The sequence below is a fragment of the Bradyrhizobium sp. SZCCHNS30572 genome (assembly GCF_032484415.1).
Lineage (GTDB): Bacteria > Pseudomonadota > Alphaproteobacteria > Rhizobiales > Xanthobacteraceae > Bradyrhizobium.
This window is the reverse complement of the sequence record NZ_JAUESY010000011.1, coordinates 322,603-337,994: the sequence shown is the minus strand read 5'-3', so window position 1 is coordinate 337,994 and position 15,392 is coordinate 322,603. Positions and strand designations below refer to the sequence as shown.

14 protein-coding genes are annotated in these 15,392 nt (G+C 60.8%); 9 read left to right on the top strand and 5 right to left on the bottom strand.

Translation table 11 applies throughout. The features are described from left to right. Window positions 1-110 precede the first annotated feature (110 nt). On the top strand, window positions 111-1,550 hold the full coding sequence (locus QX048_RS30565) for an IS1182 family transposase (protein WP_316241296.1): 1,440 nt from the start codon (window positions 111-113) through the stop codon (window positions 1,548-1,550). On the opposite strand, the gene QX048_RS30560 is transcribed toward QX048_RS30565, so the two are convergent. From QX048_RS30560 to QX048_RS30545, 4 genes are all read right to left on the bottom strand, one after another. Continuing rightward, a complete protein-coding gene (locus QX048_RS30560; protein WP_316159569.1) occupies window positions 1,540-1,818 on the bottom strand; it encodes a hypothetical protein in 279 nt (92 codons plus the stop codon). The genes QX048_RS30565 and QX048_RS30560 overlap by 11 nt on opposite strands. Window positions 1,819-1,824: 6 nt before the next feature. Next, complete coding sequence (locus QX048_RS30555) at window positions 1,825-2,556, bottom strand: PRC-barrel domain-containing protein (RefSeq protein ID WP_315828658.1); 732 nt, start codon at window positions 2,554-2,556, stop codon at window positions 1,825-1,827. Window positions 2,557-2,643: 87 nt separating this feature from the next. Then, window positions 2,644-3,780 carry an HWE histidine kinase domain-containing protein gene (locus QX048_RS30550; protein WP_410051891.1) on the bottom strand — a complete coding sequence of 379 codons (1,137 nt, stop codon included), beginning with the start codon at window positions 3,778-3,780 and terminating at the stop codon, window positions 2,644-2,646. Window positions 3,781-5,833: 2,053 nt separating this feature from the next. Continuing rightward, window positions 5,834-6,277 (bottom strand): hypothetical protein, encoded by a 444-nt coding sequence (locus QX048_RS30545; protein WP_315828286.1) that lies wholly within the window; start codon window positions 6,275-6,277, stop codon window positions 5,834-5,836. Here QX048_RS30545 and QX048_RS30540 point away from each other — a divergent pair. After that, window positions 6,261-6,803, top strand: a complete 543-nt coding sequence (locus QX048_RS30540; protein WP_315828285.1) for an ATP-binding protein — start codon at window positions 6,261-6,263, stop codon at window positions 6,801-6,803. The genes QX048_RS30545 and QX048_RS30540 overlap by 17 nt on opposite strands. A gap of 306 nt (window positions 6,804-7,109) precedes the next feature. Here the strand turns inward: QX048_RS30540 and QX048_RS30535 are convergent, their stop codons facing one another. Continuing rightward, window positions 7,110-7,586 carry a peptidoglycan-binding domain-containing protein gene (locus tag QX048_RS30535; RefSeq protein WP_315753028.1) on the bottom strand — a complete coding sequence of 159 codons (477 nt, stop codon included), beginning with the start codon at window positions 7,584-7,586 and terminating at the stop codon, window positions 7,110-7,112. A 483-nt stretch (window positions 7,587-8,069) separates the two neighbouring features. Between QX048_RS30535 and QX048_RS30530 the strand changes: the two genes are divergently transcribed. The 7 genes from QX048_RS30530 to QX048_RS30500 all read left to right on the top strand — a co-directional run bounded on the left by QX048_RS30530 (window position 8,070) and on the right by QX048_RS30500 (window position 15,346). After that, complete coding sequence (locus tag QX048_RS30530; RefSeq protein ID WP_315716173.1) at window positions 8,070-8,207, top strand: hypothetical protein; 138 nt, start codon at window positions 8,070-8,072, stop codon at window positions 8,205-8,207. Between the two features lie 390 nt (window positions 8,208-8,597). Beyond that, window positions 8,598-9,596 carry a tripartite tricarboxylate transporter substrate binding protein gene (locus QX048_RS30525; RefSeq protein WP_315828284.1) on the top strand — a complete coding sequence of 333 codons (999 nt, stop codon included), beginning with the start codon at window positions 8,598-8,600 and terminating at the stop codon, window positions 9,594-9,596. Between the two features lie 9 nt (window positions 9,597-9,605). Further along, on the top strand, window positions 9,606-10,100 hold the full coding sequence (locus QX048_RS30520) for a tripartite tricarboxylate transporter TctB family protein (RefSeq protein ID WP_315828283.1): 495 nt from the start codon (window positions 9,606-9,608) through the stop codon (window positions 10,098-10,100). A 41-nt stretch (window positions 10,101-10,141) separates the two neighbouring features. Continuing rightward, window positions 10,142-11,641: a tripartite tricarboxylate transporter permease gene (locus tag QX048_RS30515; protein ID WP_315828282.1), complete on the top strand. Its 1,500-nt coding sequence runs from the start codon at window positions 10,142-10,144 to the stop codon at window positions 11,639-11,641. A 208-nt stretch (window positions 11,642-11,849) separates the two neighbouring features. Further along, on the top strand, window positions 11,850-13,136 hold the full coding sequence (gene oxlT / locus QX048_RS30510; protein WP_315716169.1) for an oxalate/formate MFS antiporter: 1,287 nt from the start codon (window positions 11,850-11,852) through the stop codon (window positions 13,134-13,136). 243 nt (window positions 13,137-13,379) lie between these two features. Continuing rightward, window positions 13,380-14,699, top strand: a complete 1,320-nt coding sequence (gene oxlT, locus QX048_RS30505) for an oxalate/formate MFS antiporter (protein WP_315716168.1) — start codon at window positions 13,380-13,382, stop codon at window positions 14,697-14,699. Between the two features lie 227 nt (window positions 14,700-14,926). Beyond that, the gene (locus QX048_RS30500; protein ID WP_015665845.1) at window positions 14,927-15,346 is read left to right on the top strand and encodes a CBS domain-containing protein; all 420 of its coding nucleotides are present in this window, start codon (window positions 14,927-14,929) and stop codon (window positions 15,344-15,346) included. Window positions 15,347-15,392 lie beyond the last annotated feature (46 nt).

Sequence of the window (15,392 nt, the reverse complement as noted above, 5' to 3'; positions counted from 1 at the left end):
TCTGGACGACGCCTGTCCCAGTCGTAGAGAATTCGACGGCTTAGGACCCTGGCTGTGTGAAAACGCTGCGCGGCTGTTATGATTCTCCAGTGATTCTTTTGGGGGAATCGATGAGGCGCTTCGTTGAAGAGGCGGATCGTGGGCAATGGACGCTGTTGCCTGAATGCCTCGATGATTTCATTGACGAGAGCAACCCCGTTCGCGTGATCGACGCATTTGTCGAAGCGCTCGATTTGTCTGAGATGGGTTTTGAAGGGGTGGAGCCGGCAGCCACCGGTCGGCCGTCGTACCACCCCTCGGTTCTCCTGAAGCTTTACATCTACGGCTATCTGAACCGGGTGCAGTCGAGCCGGCGGCTCGAACGGGAGGCCGGCCGCAATCTCGAGGTGATGTGGCTGCTGGGTCGGCTCGCGCCTGATCACAAGACCATCGCCGACTTCCGTAAAGACAACGGCCTGGCGCTTCGCATGGTCTGTGCGCGCTTTGTCGAACTCTGCCGTGGGATGGGCCTTCTGGCGACGGCGAGCGTCGCCATCGATGGCAGCAAGTTCAAAGCCGTGAACAACCGAGACAAGAACTTCACACGGGCAAAGGTCCAACGGCGGCGTGCTCAGCTGGAGGAGAGCGTCGCGCGTTATCTGAGCCAACTTGACACGGCCGACCGCCAGGAGCCGACAGAGGCGCTGGCTGCGAAGGTGACGAGACTTGCCGAGAAGCTCACGAAGCTGAAGGAGGAAATGGGCAAGCTTGCCGCGTATGAGAAGCAGATGCTTGCGTCGTCCGATCAGCAAATCTCTCTGACCGATCCCGACAGCCGCTCGATGGCAACGAGCGGCCGCGGCTCCGGCGTTGTCGGCTACAATGTACAGGTCGCCGTGGACACCGAGCACCATCTGATTGTGACGCACGAGGTCACGAACAGCGGTTCAGATCGCGCCCAACTTGCTAACATGGCCAAACAGGCAAAGGCCGTTCTCAAGAGCGAGACGCTCGACGCTGTAGCCGATCGCGGCTACTTCAATAGCCCAGAGATCCTCGCGTGCCACGAGGCCGGAATCACGGTGACGCTGCCCAAGCCGCAGACGTCAAATGCTAAGTCGGAGGGACGCTTCGGTAAGCAGGACTTTGTCTATTTGCCAGAACAGGATGCCTATCGCTGCCCAGCTGGAGAGCGATTACCGTATCGCTATACAAACGAAGAAGACGGCAAGGTGTTGCGGCGCTACTGGACCACAGCCTGTCAAACCTGTTCGCTCAAATCCCAGTGCACGCCGGGGCCGGAGCGGCGGATTACACGGTGGGAGCACGAGCATCTGCTTGAGGCAGTGCAGCAGCGCCTTGACGCAAACCCGGAAGCGATGCGCCAGCGGCGCGAGACGGTCGAACATCCGTTCGGCACGATGAAGGCCCGTATGGGAGCGACGCACTTCCTCACTAAATCGCTCCCAAAAGTAGCCGCCGAGAAGGCCCTATCGGTTCTGGCCTACAACCTCACACGGGTCATGAACATCGTCGGGGTCAAGCCGTTGATCGCGGCAATCACAGCCTGAGAAACGCCCGCGTCCTCGTGGTCAGGACGGACGTCCGCAAGGCCGTTTTTACACGACCAAGACCCGGAGCGGACATCCTGAGGCAGTTGCGCGAGGTTGCCCAGATGAACGCGTACGATCCGAGTTTCACGACGATCTTGGAGATTTCTTCATCCAGATCGAATGGTCGGACGTTACGGTCAACGAAACGATTGAAGCGTTGCAGACGATCGGGGCCGACGAGCATGGGCGTTTGCTCGCACCTATAGTCTGAACCCAGATTGTTCATCTGTACTCAGCGACCCTGAAAAAACCCGTCATTATGGGTACGCCACTTTTTATCCGACAGCCACAAGTAGTCCTGATCAGGCATGAGGGGCACGGCTTTCACGATCTCTCTGGAAATCGGAAGAAAGAAGCTCGACCGATCCTGCGTCACCTTGAGCGATTTGATCGGCACGACGATGCTTTCCTTTCCCGTTGTAAAAAAGCCGCCAGAAGCGACGATCGCGTAATCTCGGCCATCTTTCGTGCCAAAAACGATATTTCTAACCTCGCCTACGATCTTGTCGTCGGAACTGCGGACTTCCGCGCCGATCATTTCGTCCGTCCTCAAGCCGGGGGTGAGTTCATCAATCCTTGAAAGCGGCTTTGCGCCCTTTTTGTCACGACTGCCCAGCGCCGCTCCGCGTTTAGCTCTCGGCTCCCGCGCTGCGTTTTGTTTATCGGCATCTTCCTCGTCATTATCGCCCAACGAGCCCATTGGCGGCCCGGCTATCAATTCACGGATATTTGCTAGAAGACGCTCACAGTCCTCCTGACGCCCGTAGGATCGGAGCGTGAATGCAGCATCCCGCAAACTTCTTAGATCGCGTACCGACTGACTATTGGCGGGACCACGCAGCTTGGGATTCTGTTGTATAGCTTCTTCCAGCTTGGCGTCGGCGATCTCACACTCTGCCTCAGCGCTTGTGGCTCCAATGGTTGCCAGAAAGATGGTCACTATCAGCGCTTGCAACTTCATCATTTTGTTGATCCGATTATCGGTAATATTCTTATGCGCTCAGTTCTCGAATCTGTTCAACAGTCTTGCGAACCGGATCGACGGAATGGCTCAAGCTTTCGCGATGATTGAGCTTAGCGGCACATCCAGCGAGTAGATCAAGCCGGCTGGCTCGTAAGAAAGCTGCACCTGGCCATGGAGCTGCTGACCGAGGGATTGCATCATGCGCGTCCCAAAGCTGCTGCGCGTGGGCGGCCGAACGGGCGGACCTCCTCGTTCCGTCCAAGTCAGGCAAAGCCGCTGCTTTTCCTCATCTATCTTCCAGGCGACCTCCACGCTGCCAGCGGAGGTCGACAGTGCGCCAAATTTTATGGTGTTGGTGCAAAGTTCATTGAGCGTCATTGCGAGGGCAATAACGGCACTGGAGGCCACCTTGATATCTGGCCCATTGAAATGGAAACGTCTGTTTCCTTGACTGTCAAAGGGCTCGGTTGCGCCGCTCACGGTGCGGGTAAGGCTGGCATTCGACCAACTGACTTGCATCAGCAAATCATGGGCGCGCGATAGCGCCAGCAACCGGCCTTCCATAGCCTTCTGCCCGTGCTCGATGCTGGTTGTGGTCCGAAAGCTTTGCGACGCGATGGCACTGACGGTTGCGAGGTTGTTCTTTATGCGATGATGGAGTTCGCCCACGATCAGCTTCTGCAACTTGTCTGCTGCATCGCGCTGCTCTGCATCGATAGAAGACTGCATGAGCAAGGCCTTGGCATCGATGTTGGCCTGCTCAAGTAATAAGCGAAGGCTATCATTCTCTGCGGAGAGCGCGGCCTCTTGTGCGGATATTCGCTTAAGTTCGATTGCTTCCGGGCTGTAACCGTTCTTATCTGTCGGCAACAGGGACGCGTCTGGAATCGTCGTCAGTGCGCCCGCACCGACCATCGCCTGCAGTTCGGTGATCATCTGGCCATTGCTTAGCGGCTTGCCAAAGAAGCGGCTGTCCTGAGGCCTATCTGCGTCGGAAGGCTCAACTTGGCCGGAAACCAAAATGATCTTGATGGCCGGCCAGCGGTCGTGGACCGCGTGAGCAAGCTTGAGCCCATCCATGCTGCCGGGCATCTGAATATCGGTAAAGAGGAGCGATATGTCAGAGCGTGATTCGAGAATAGAGAGCGCCTCGTCGGCATCGACGGCCTGCACGGGAGAGAACCCGGCATCTTCCACAATATCCACCGCCCGCATACGCAGCATCATTTCGTCCTCGACAACGAGGACTCTTGGTACTTCAGGTAAATCGGAGGTCATGCATACCCTGGAAAAGAGGAAGATGAGTGCGTTTCACGGCATCGTCATGAGTTCGCGTCGGCCGGGCCGACACTTCTGCGAAGCCCCAGTTCGCAAGCTGGCACTTTTCTGGCCATTGTCTTCAGGCGCGCGACGAACCATCGTATGCTGGACGATGATAGCTTTCGGCGCCTTAGCGGCCGGCCGTTACCAGACGAGCTTGCACGATTGTTTGGCTTGAACTCATGTTTTGCAGACAGGATGTAGTGAAGTGAGGCCACGTCTGCGCTGAGCAGTTTGCGGACGCCGTTCTCACTGCCAGCCGGTCTCCCTTGGCTAACGCGGCGACCTCGCTCGCTTCGAGCTTTGGTGCAAAGCCAAGCAAGGCAACTGTCAGCGCTCCCAGAAGCGCGAAAATGCCGAGGGCTGTGAATGATCTTTTCATTGTGGTTTGCTGCCCCAGGTCGTCTCGATCTATCCACTCCGGAGATCATGGATGACAACAGCCATAACGAGAAATTGTTCCAGTTCCGCAATCCTCGCGTCGACGACTGGATTGCCTATAATTTGCCGATTGGCGCGCGTGAGGCCGTCAATTGGGGAGGCCCGGAGTCGCGGACGCGGTGCTCACTTCCGAAAAGCCCCTCGGCGTGGCGGAACAGATGCGAAGGGCGGCTAAAGCTAGCAACGCGGACGAGGCGATTGCCATCCTAGAAACGCGCCCGGATATTCATGTCGTCTTTACCGATATCCAGATGGCCGGATCGATGGATGGGCTGAAGCTCGCGCACTTTGTGCGTGGTCGCTGGCCCGATCAAGATCATCGCGACTTCAGGACATCATGCGTTCAAAGAAGCCGATTACCGGAGGGAAGCAGATTTCTGCCTAAGCCTTATGGCTCTGACAGCATCTCCTCGATACTCCGGGAGCTAACCTCTCAAGCTTTGTAGTTTCCATTTAAGGAATTGTCTTGTTCCAGAGTCGAGTTGTGTATTTGGAACACGCTACGCTCGGAGCTCTGCACCGGCGCTCCCAATTCACCGCGCAACCAGCCCTCTACCGTTCGAGATTTCATTGGATCGACGAATCCGATTACCCGCTGATGAATTTCCTCACACGCGGGGCATTTGAACGTTCGGATACCAAGACCAGACGAACCGGGCGTGATACGCGCCAAGATTGTGGGTCTCCGGCACTTAGGACATGGTGGCTCGTAAAACAGGCTCATGACGTACTCCCTCGCATCAGACGTGAACGCGATGCTCCCAGTCACCGGATAGATGCCCGCGACTGACCGGTGGGAATAGCTTTTACCCTCGCACTCCAACATGCTGATCAATACAGATCACCTCTCAGAAAAGTTAACCGGTGGAAATCCGCCAAGAGGGGGACAAACGGCCAGCCGCGCGATCACCGCCTACGGCTGACGATCGGGCCTGTATCGGCATGTCCGGTATTAGGGACGCAGCGGACGTGACACAGTCGCCGGAGGTTCGACCGCTTGTGGACCCATCTGAGACATTTCGCTAGCATCCCACATTGTAGTAGCGAAGGCCCCTTCCAGAGTTCTGCTTTGAACCGACACGATGGTCTTCCCTCAGCTTGAGGGCAGGCATGAGGCTGCGAAAATTCCCGATCCCATACCTGGAGGCGGGGCGTTGGCCCGCGTTCTCATCGTAGGCGTTTGACTCAAATCAAATAGAACCCGCCTTAGGCTCATAGGGTTTTGCATGGTGGGCTGTCGCGAGGTTCTTTCCAAAACTCTATCGGTGAAGAGTTCATGTCCAGGCGCGTACCTCCTGTCGAAAACCGTGGTCGATCCATTCGGTTCTGGTTGGGGTTGCTCCTCGTGGTCTGCACGGTTCCGGCAATGCTGGTCGCCGGCTACCTGATCACCGACTCGTATATTGCGGCACGCGACAATGCAGAACGCAATACCGTGGCCACAACACGCGCGCTGATGCAGGCGGTCGACCGCGAGCTGCTCAGCGTCCAGTCGAGCTTGCGGGTGCTTGCAAAGTCACCCTACCTGCAGTCCGGTGATCTTGCTGCCTTTCACGAGCACTCGCGCGAACTGCTGCAGTGGCTGACAGGCAATGTAATTGTCATCGCGGACGCGGCCGGACAACTCCTGGTCAGCACGATGGTCCCCTACGGTCAGCCGTTGCCCAGAACCAGCATCCCAGGCCTGGTCCGCACCATCTTCGAGTCCGGCCGACCTGCGATTTCCGATTTTTATATCGGAGCCACATCGAGACAGCCTCAAATCGCCGTCGGTGTGCCCGTGTTTCGGGACGGGAAGGTCGCGTATGCGCTTGTGATGGGCATTCTTCCCGCGAATGTTGCCGTAATCTTGGAGCGGCAGAAGATACCGGAGGGCTGGATCGTGGCGATCCTCGACACCGGCGGGACTATCGTCGCCCGGACCAAAGATCCGGAACTGTTCAGTGACGATCATCGACATCAATCAGGCGATCCTTGCCATGGAGGGAGTGCTGGAGCAGTCGCTGGGCACAATCGGCAAGCTGATCTTCAACCTCGCATCGGAGGCTTGGCCCGTACGCGGCGACGCAACCCAACTGGAGATGGCGATCATCAACCTGGTCGTCAATGCGCGCGATGCCATGACCGCGGAAGGCACCGTGCAAATATCGACGATGAATAGGACGCTGCACGGCGAGCTCGACAATCTCTCGGGCGATTACGTGGCAGTCGCGGTTTCCGACACGGGCTCGGGCATGCCGCCTGAAATCCTCGCGGTTGCATTCGAGCCCTTGTTCACGACCAAAGAGCCGGGCAAAGGCACCGGGCTCGGTCTCGCCAGCGTTTATAGATTTGCCAAACAATGCGGCGGTGTCGCGGTGATCGAGAGTGAGCTCCGCAAGGGAACCACGGTCACGATCTATCTGCCGCGTGCGCGCAACGACGCAACGACTGATAGCGGTGACTCGCGGCTCGGCCAGGCCGCCGACCTGGGCGACGTGAAGTGACGTGCTTGGCCCATTTCGGGCCCAGAGGTCATTGATTGCGACGGTGTCGTTGAGAGCCACAGCAGACATCTGCCGAAGATGCGACAGCCTCTTCGTATCCGGCGGCCGGCCAGGCCGCATCCCGCAAGGGGTGGGAGGACTCGTAGTGGTCAAAGCAAGTTGATCCGATCTGCTTCATCCCCCGACATCCACGCCGCCATGCGCATACTCTGGTAACATGAGTTCGCCCGGCGAATCGTGGTCACAACCGTCCTACAACGTGCCAGGTTGCGATGGCCGTCCTCCAGCTCTTTCGAGGTTGAACGCTTACCTGCCGAAAATTCCGCCCACCACGCGGTGCATCGCACCGCCGATCGCGCCGATGGGACCTCCGACATTGCGCTGATGTCGCGCGCGTCCCGTGCTGCGACGGGCTTGGCGGTCGGATTTGGCAGCCTCGGCGGCCGCGTCCATCAGGACCTTGTGCTGGGCGGCATTGAGGAAGCCGGTCGTGGGGTAGCCGCGCTCCTCCTGCCAATGGGCGAGGGCGGCGCGGGTCTGTTCGTCGAACGTCCCGTTGATCTTGGTGCCGAACCCGAGCCTGGTCAGCCCTCGTTGCACCGCGCGACGCTTCGCCTTGGTGAGGCCGATCTGGTTCTCGGCCTGCTGATTGGCGTCCTGGGCAGCGATCACGGTATCGGCGGGTGCCGACGCTTCACGAGGTGTGCTGCTCAGACCAGCGTGAGCGACCTGCGCGCTTCCGGCGATCGCTAGGAGGGACAGTGCCAGGATCAAGGCGCGCATGGCCTTTCCTTCGCCGATGATACGTTTCTAGAAGAGATACAGCGCGCCGAACTGAACGATCAACATCCGGTCATGCCGCTCCGTGCGATTGCAGGGTAACTGCGGCCCGGGCGGCACGGTTCCCTGGCCCCGCGCCATTGTTCCCTCGCGTTGCACGCGGAGCACGCGATCGGAGCGCACCTGGGAGGTGTCCAGCAGTGGCCGCGATCCCCGGATCGTCGTGGGCGAGCCAGCCGCGGCAGGCAAGCCGTCGCATAGCCGCGAATGCGTATCTAATTACCCTTCAACTGCTCAGAGCTCCCCATTGGGCGGCTCTTTCTGCATGCGAAGTCAAATTTCGATTGAAAATCCAAATCGTCACATTCCTGCTGCATCGCAAAACGCTCATACCGCCATGCAATATAATCCGTTGTATCTGGCATCTGGTATACGTAAATTCTCCTCAGTCAGAACGTCATACCGCCTCACTGAAGGAGACAAACCATGGCCAAGACCGTCGCCCTCCCCCTCGTCCAGCCCGTGTCGCTGTTCGGCCGCCTGCTGGCGACCCTCGACCGCGTGCTGATGACCAGCGCCCGCGCCGCCAACCGCAACGGCGACCTGCCCTATTTCGGCCTCTGAGGCTCGGCGCGCTTCGCGCGCGCAGGCAACCCTCGAAGCCCAACCAAGAGCCCCGGATCTCCGGGGCTTTTGCTTTTGCGCCCCCCCACGCGACCTGCGACATATTGGCCCCGTGGGCGTCCCACCCGATCTCCTCAATTGCGGTCGGTCACCTCTTCATACCAAAATCAAATCGGTCGATTTGCTGCGGATGCTCCTCTTGCTGCCTGATCCCGGCTGCCAACACAACTTTTGGCTGCATGGGCATGGCAAGGAAGTCCGGGGCTGGCGACGGCCTGAAGCTGGTCACGGTGGGGATGACACCGGCGGGCTCGACAGGTCGGTGGTTCGATTGGGCACAGCGGCCGGAAGAAGCCGTGCGCTCTCGGGAATGAAGGGGAGAAAGCGTCGATGAAGCGTTCCGTGCGCGTGGCCGTTATGGCTGGCATCGCCCTGATGGCAGGGCATATCCCGGCTCTGGCGGGATGGGAGCCTGTCCGGCCCGTCGAGTTCATCGTTCCGGCTGGCACCGGCGGCGGTGCCGATCAGATGGCCCGGACGATCCAGGGCATCGTCACCAAGCACAACCTGATGAAGCAGCCGCTGGTCGTGATCAACAAGTCCGGTGGCGCCGGCGGCGAAGGCTTCCTCGACGTCAAGGCGTCGGCCGGCAATCCCCACAAGATCATCATCACGCTGTCGAACCTGTTCACGACCCCGCTCGCGACCGGCATTCCGTTCAACTGGAAGGACCTCACTCCCGTCGCGATGCTGGCGCTCGACGAGTTCGTGCTCTGGGTCAATGCCGAGAAGCCCTACATCACCGCCAAGGACTACGTCGATGCGGTCAAGCAGGCCGGCGGCACCCTCAAGATGGGCGGCACCGGCTCGAAGCAGGAAGACCAGATCATCACGGTAGCCATGGAGAAGGCGACCGGCGCGAAGTTCACCTACATCCCCTACAAGGGCGGTGGCGAAGTGGCCGTCCAACTGGTCGGCAACCACATCGATTCCACCGTCAACAATCCGATCGAGGCGGTGGCGCAGTGGCGCGGCGGCAAGGTCAGGCCGCTCTGCGTGTTCGACGACAAGCCGATGGGCTTTGACGAGCCGATCACCGACGGCAAGGCCTGGAAGGACATCCCGACCTGCAAGTCGCAGGGGCTCGACATCGAATATCTGATGCTGCGCGGCATCTTCATGTCGCCGCGGGCCACCAAGGACCAGATCGAATACTACGTCGACCTGTTCAGGAAGGTGCGAGAGACGCCGGAATGGCAGGACTTCATGAAGACCGGCGCCTTCAACACCACCTTCATGACCGGTGCGGACTACGCGAAGTGGGTCGAGACCGAAGAGAAGCGGCACGAGCTCCTGATGAAGGAAGCCGGCTTCCTGGCCTCGAACTGAGCGGCTCGCATGAGAAGTCACGATGGATCGGCCGGCCCCAGCCATAAGGCGGTCGAGGCCGGCGTCACGCTCGCCATCGCGCTGTTCGGGATCATCGTGATCATCGGCAGCGTGAAGGCGGGGATCAATTGGGGCGCCGAGGGACCGCGGGCGGGGTTCTTCCCGTTCTACGTCGGCCTGCTCATCGTCGCGGCCAGCGCGATGAATGTCCGCAACACGCTGCGCGAGGACGACGGCCGTGTCTTCGCCGAATGGGGCCAGCTCCGCCAGGTCATGAGCGTAGTGGTGCCGACGGCGATCTATGTCGGCGCCCTGCCCTTCATTGGCCTCTACCTCGCGTCCATGATCTTCATCGCCTGGTTCATGCGGTGGCTCGGCAAATATGGCTGGCTCACGGTGGCAGCGGTCGCCATCGGCATGCCGGTCGTGACCTATCTGATCTTCGAGCGCTGGTTCATGGTCCCCCTCCCCAAGGGGCCGATCGAGGATTGGCTCGGACTCTAACAAGAAAGCTCATCCGCTGAGGGTTGCAGGACCAAGCTGGCATGGAAGAACTCGCCAATCTGTTTCACGGCTTCGCAGTCGCCCTCCAACCGTTCAACATCATGGTGATGATCCTCGGCATCGTGCTCGGGGTGATCATCGGCGTGCTGCCGGGACTGGGCGGCGCCAACGGCGTCGCGATCCTGCTGCCGCTGACCTTCAGCATGCCGCCGACCTCGGCGATCATCATGCTGTCCTGCATCTATTGGGGCGCGCTGTTCGGCGGCGCCATCACCTCGATCCTGTTCAACATCCCCGGCGAACCATGGTCGGTCGCCACCACCTTCGACGGCTACCCGATGGCGCAGCAGGGCAAGGCGGGCGAGGCGCTCACGGCAGCGTTCACCTCGTCCTTCGTCGGCGCGCTGTTCGCGGTCATCATGATCACGCTGATCGCGCCGCTGGTCGCTGGCTTCGCGCTTCAGTTCGGCCCGGCCGAGAAATTCGCCGTCTATTTTCTCGCCTTCTGCAGCTTCGTCGGCCTGAGCAAGGAGCCGCCCTTCAAGACGATCGCGGCGATGATGATCGGCTTCGCGCTCGCGGCCGTCGGCCTGGATTCCATCACCGGCCAGCTCCGCCTCACCTTCGGCGTCACTGAACTGCTCAACGGCTTCGACTTCCTGATCGCCGTGATCGGCCTGTTCGGCATCGGCGAGATCCTGCTGACGATGGAGGAAGGCCTGAGTTTCCGCGGCGGCAATGCGCAGATCAATCTGCGTGTCGTGCTGCACACCTGGAAGGAGATGCCGGCCTATTGGGTCACGTCGCTGCGCTCCTGCCTGATCGGCTGCTGGATGGGCATCACCCCCGCCGGCGCCACGCCGGCCTCGTTCATGAGCTACGGCATCGCCAAGCGCCTCTCCAAGCGCGGCAAGAATTTCGGCCATGGCGAGATCGAAGGCGTCGTCGCTCCGGAGACGGCAGCCCATGCGGCGGGCACGGCGGCGCTGCTGCCGATGCTGTCGCTCGGCGTGCCCGGCTCCCCCACGGCGGCGGTGCTGCTCGGCGGCCTCTTGATCTGGGGCCTGCAGCCCGGCCCGATGCTGTTCGTCGAGCAGAAGGAATTCGTCTGGGGCCTGATCGCCTCGATGTATCTCGGCAACCTCGCCGGCCTGCTCGTCGTGCTGACCTGCGTCCCGGTCTTCGCGGCGATCCTGCGCATTCCCTTCAGCATCATCGCACCGCTCATCCTCGTGCTCTGTGCCATCGGCGCCTATTCGGTGCACTCGAGCACGTTCGACGTGGTGCTGATGCTGGTGTTCGGCGTGCTCGGCTATCTGTTCAAGAAGTGCGGCTATCCGCTCGCGCCGCTGGTGCTCGCCATCGTGCTCGGCGACAAGGCCGAGGAGGCCTTCCGGCAGTCACTGCTGGGATCCCAGGGATCGCTCGCGATCTTCTTCTCCAACGGGCTGGTCGGCGCCATCATGGCGCTCGGGTTGATCGCGCTGTTCTGGTCGGCGATCCAGCAGGGCTACAACCGGTTGCGGGCGCTCGCCGCATAAACTCGCCCTTGCTCCAATAGTTGAACTACAAATATCCTCTGCTGCGTCGTATTGTCGCTGCAACGATTTGCCTTGCTTCTGCAGGCTTTTTTCATCGATCGCTGGCCTAGCAGCGGGCACGGGCTCGATGAATCCGCTTGTTTATTGGCATATCATATACCAAACTCCGCATAGCTGTTAGGACAAGAATAGACAGCCTGGAGGAAACATGACGGACTTGGCTCACGCGGGGGCGCCCGCATCTGCAAGAGTAAGCGACGCCTATCGCTGGACGCAGCTCGCGGTTGGCGTCCTGGCGATGGTGATGATCGCCAACTATCAATATGGCTGGACCTTCTTCGTCCCAGATATCGCCAAGACCTTCGGCTGGGATCGCGCGTCGATCCAGTGGGCCTTCACCCTGTTCGTGCTGTTCGAAACCTGGCTCGTGCCGGTCGAGGGCTGGTTCGTCGACAAATACGGCCCGCGCATCGTCGTGCTCGTCGGCGGCGTGCTCTGCGCGATCGGCTGGATGATCAACGCCTACGCCACCTCGCTCAACGGCTACTATCTCGGCATGATCATCGCGGGCATCGGCGCCGGCGGCGTCTACGGCACCTGCGTCGGCAACGCGCTGAAATGGTTTCCCGACAAGCGCGGCCTCGCGGCCGGCATCACCGCGGCCGGCTTCGGCGCCGGCTCGGCGCTCACCGTCGCGCCGATCCAGGCCATGATCCGCGACTCCGGCTTCCAGACCACCTTCCTGTATTTCGGTCTCGGCCAGGGCATCATCATCGTCATCCTCGCCTTCTTCCTGTTCGCGCCCAAGGAAGGCCAGGTGCCCGCGGTCACTCAGAACACCAACCTCGTCCAGAGCCGCCGCAACTACAACCCGACCGAAGTGATCCGTCAGCCGATCTTCTGGCTGATGTACTTCATGTTCGTGATCGTCGGCGCCGGCGGCCTGATGGTGACGGCCAACCTCAAGCCGATCGCCGGCGACTGGAAGGTCGACAACATTCCGGTGACGCTGATCGGCATGACCATGACGGCGGTGACGTTCGCAGCGACCATCGACCGCGTTCTGAACGGCCTGACGCGTCCGTTCTTCGGCTGGATCTCGGACATGATCGGCCGCGAGAACACGATGTTCATCGCCTTCGGCATGGAAGGCATCGGCATCTGGGCGCTGTACATGCTCGGCCACGATCCGGTGTGGTTCGTGATCCTGTCCGGCTTCGTGTTCTTCGCCTGGGGCGAGATCTACTCGCTGTTCCCCTCAACCTGCACCGACACGTTCGGCACCAAGTTCGCCACCACCAATGCCGGCCTGCTGTACACAGCCAAGGGCACGGCAGCGCTGCTGGTGCCGATCGCGAACTACATGCAGCAGTCATCAGGCAATTGGGACCGCGTCTTCATCATCGCGGCCGGCGCCAACATCCTGGCATCGATCCTCGCGATCGCGGTGCTCAAGCCCTGGCGGAGGGTCGTGGTGCAGAAATCGACGCTCTGACGCGCCCCTTCGCGCTGCAACAAAAATAAAAAAGGACGCTTCCAGATTGACGACGCTCGGCATTTTGCCGAGCGTTTTCTTTTGCTTGGCGGACGATTTCGCTCTCGTTGCAAAGCAACATGTCGCACCCTGTGTCGCAGGCCATATTGCAGACTGGAATATATTATACCAGAATGACTTCGTGCGCAGACGAGGAGCGCGCTCGCAGCGGCATCCTCCAAGAGAGCGCGTTAGGGAGGACACATGGTTTCCAGCACAGAGGCGACACCGCCTGTCCAGGCACAGTCCAGCGGCTTCCGCTGGCTCCAGCTCGCGATGGGCATCATCTGCATGGCGATGATCGCCAACCTGCAATATGGCTGGACACTGTTCGTCGATCCGATCGACGCGAAGTTTCACTGGGGTCGCACGGCGATCCAGCTGGCCTTCACGATCTTCGTCGTCACCGAAACCTGGCTCGTGCCGGTCGAGGCCTGGTTCGTCGACAAATACGGCCCGCGCCTCGTCATCATGTTCGGTGCCGTCATGATCTCGCTGGCATGGGTGCTGAACTCCTACGCCGACTCGCTCACCCTGCTCTACGCCGGCGCCGTCATCGGCGGCATCGGCGCCGGTGCGGTCTACGGCACCTGCGTCGGCAATGCGCTGAAATGGTTTCCCGACCGCCGCGGCCTCGCCGCCGGCGCCACCGCGGCCGGCTTCGGCGCGGGCGCCGCGCTCACCGTCGTGCCGATCGCCAGCATGATCGCCTCAAGCGGCTATCAGAGCGCCTTCTTCACCTTCGGCATCGGCCAGGGCCTGATCGTGTTCGTGCTCGCGATCTTCCTGCGGCCGCCGACCCACGCCGCGCCTGCGCGCAAGAAGCAGCTCAACCTGCCGCAGAGCAAGATCGACTACACGCCGCCGCAGGTGCTGCGCACGCCGATCTTCTGGATCATGTATCTGGTGTTCGTGATGGTGGCCTCCGGCGGCCTGATGACCGCCGCCCAGATCGCCCCGATCGCGCACGACTTCAAGATCGCCAACGAGCCGGTGTCGCTCGCCGGCTTCCAGATGGCAGCGCTGACGTTTGCGATCTCGCTCGACCGCATCTTCGACGGCTTCGGCCGTCCGGTGTTCGGCTGGATCTCGGATACGATCGGCCGCGAGCACACCATGTTCATCGCCTTTGGCACCGCCGCTTTGATGCTGCTGACGCTGGCGAATTACGGCCACAACCCGATCGTGTTCGTGCTCGCGACCGCGGTCTATTTCGGCGTGTTCGGCGAGATCTACAGCCTGTTCCCGGCGACCTCGGGCGATACGTTCGGCAGCAAATATGCCGCGACCAACAACGGCATGCTCTACACCGCGAAGGGCACCGCCTCGCTCCTGGTCCCGCTCGCGAGCCTCGTCTCCGCCAAGTATGGCTGGCAGGCCGTGTTCGTGATCGGCGTTGCGCTGAACGCGACGGCGGCGCTGATGGCGCTGTTCGTGATCAAGCCGCTGCGCCGCGCCTTCATCCTCGGCAAGGAGGCGGCGGTCACCCAGCCTGCGGCGCAGGACGTTCGCACCACGGCGTAAATCACCCGCTTCTTCCCGCGACTGCAGGAGGCGCATCCCGATGCGCCTCCTTTTCTTTTTTCTTTTGGCGCGCCGTGCATGCCAGATGCCAATCCGAGCATACATTTGACAGCATCGCTGACCTTATTTTCCAGGCATCTGCCCAGAAAACATCAAGATCCCAATTGACTTCTGGCATAACGTATACCAGACTTCCTTCTGTTCAAGACAACAAACGGGAGGGTGCCATGAAAGTCGGAGACATCCTGCGCAACAAGACGGCGCGCGTGATCACGGTGCGAATGAATGAGACCGTCGGCGTCGCGGCGCAGTTGATGCGCGCCAGCAATGTCAGCGCCCTCGTCGTGAAGGACGTCGTCCGCACGGAAGGCAACACCGCCGCCGGCATGTTCACCGAGCGCGACGTGGTGCGCGCCATCGCCGAGCACGGCGCCGCCGGCGTCACCATGAAGGTCTCGCAGTTGATCTCGCCGCAGCGGCTGATCTCCTGCAGCACTGAGGACACGCTCGAGCACGTGCGGCATCTGATGAACGTGCATCACATCCGCCACCTCCCGGTCATCGTCGACTTCGCGCTCGCCGGCGTCATCAGCATGCGCGACGTCTCCAGCGCCTTCGACGAAGCGGAAGCTCCGGTCGCCGCCTGACGCGTCCAGCCCGGTCAGCGGAACCGGTTCATCCCCCAGGGAGTCT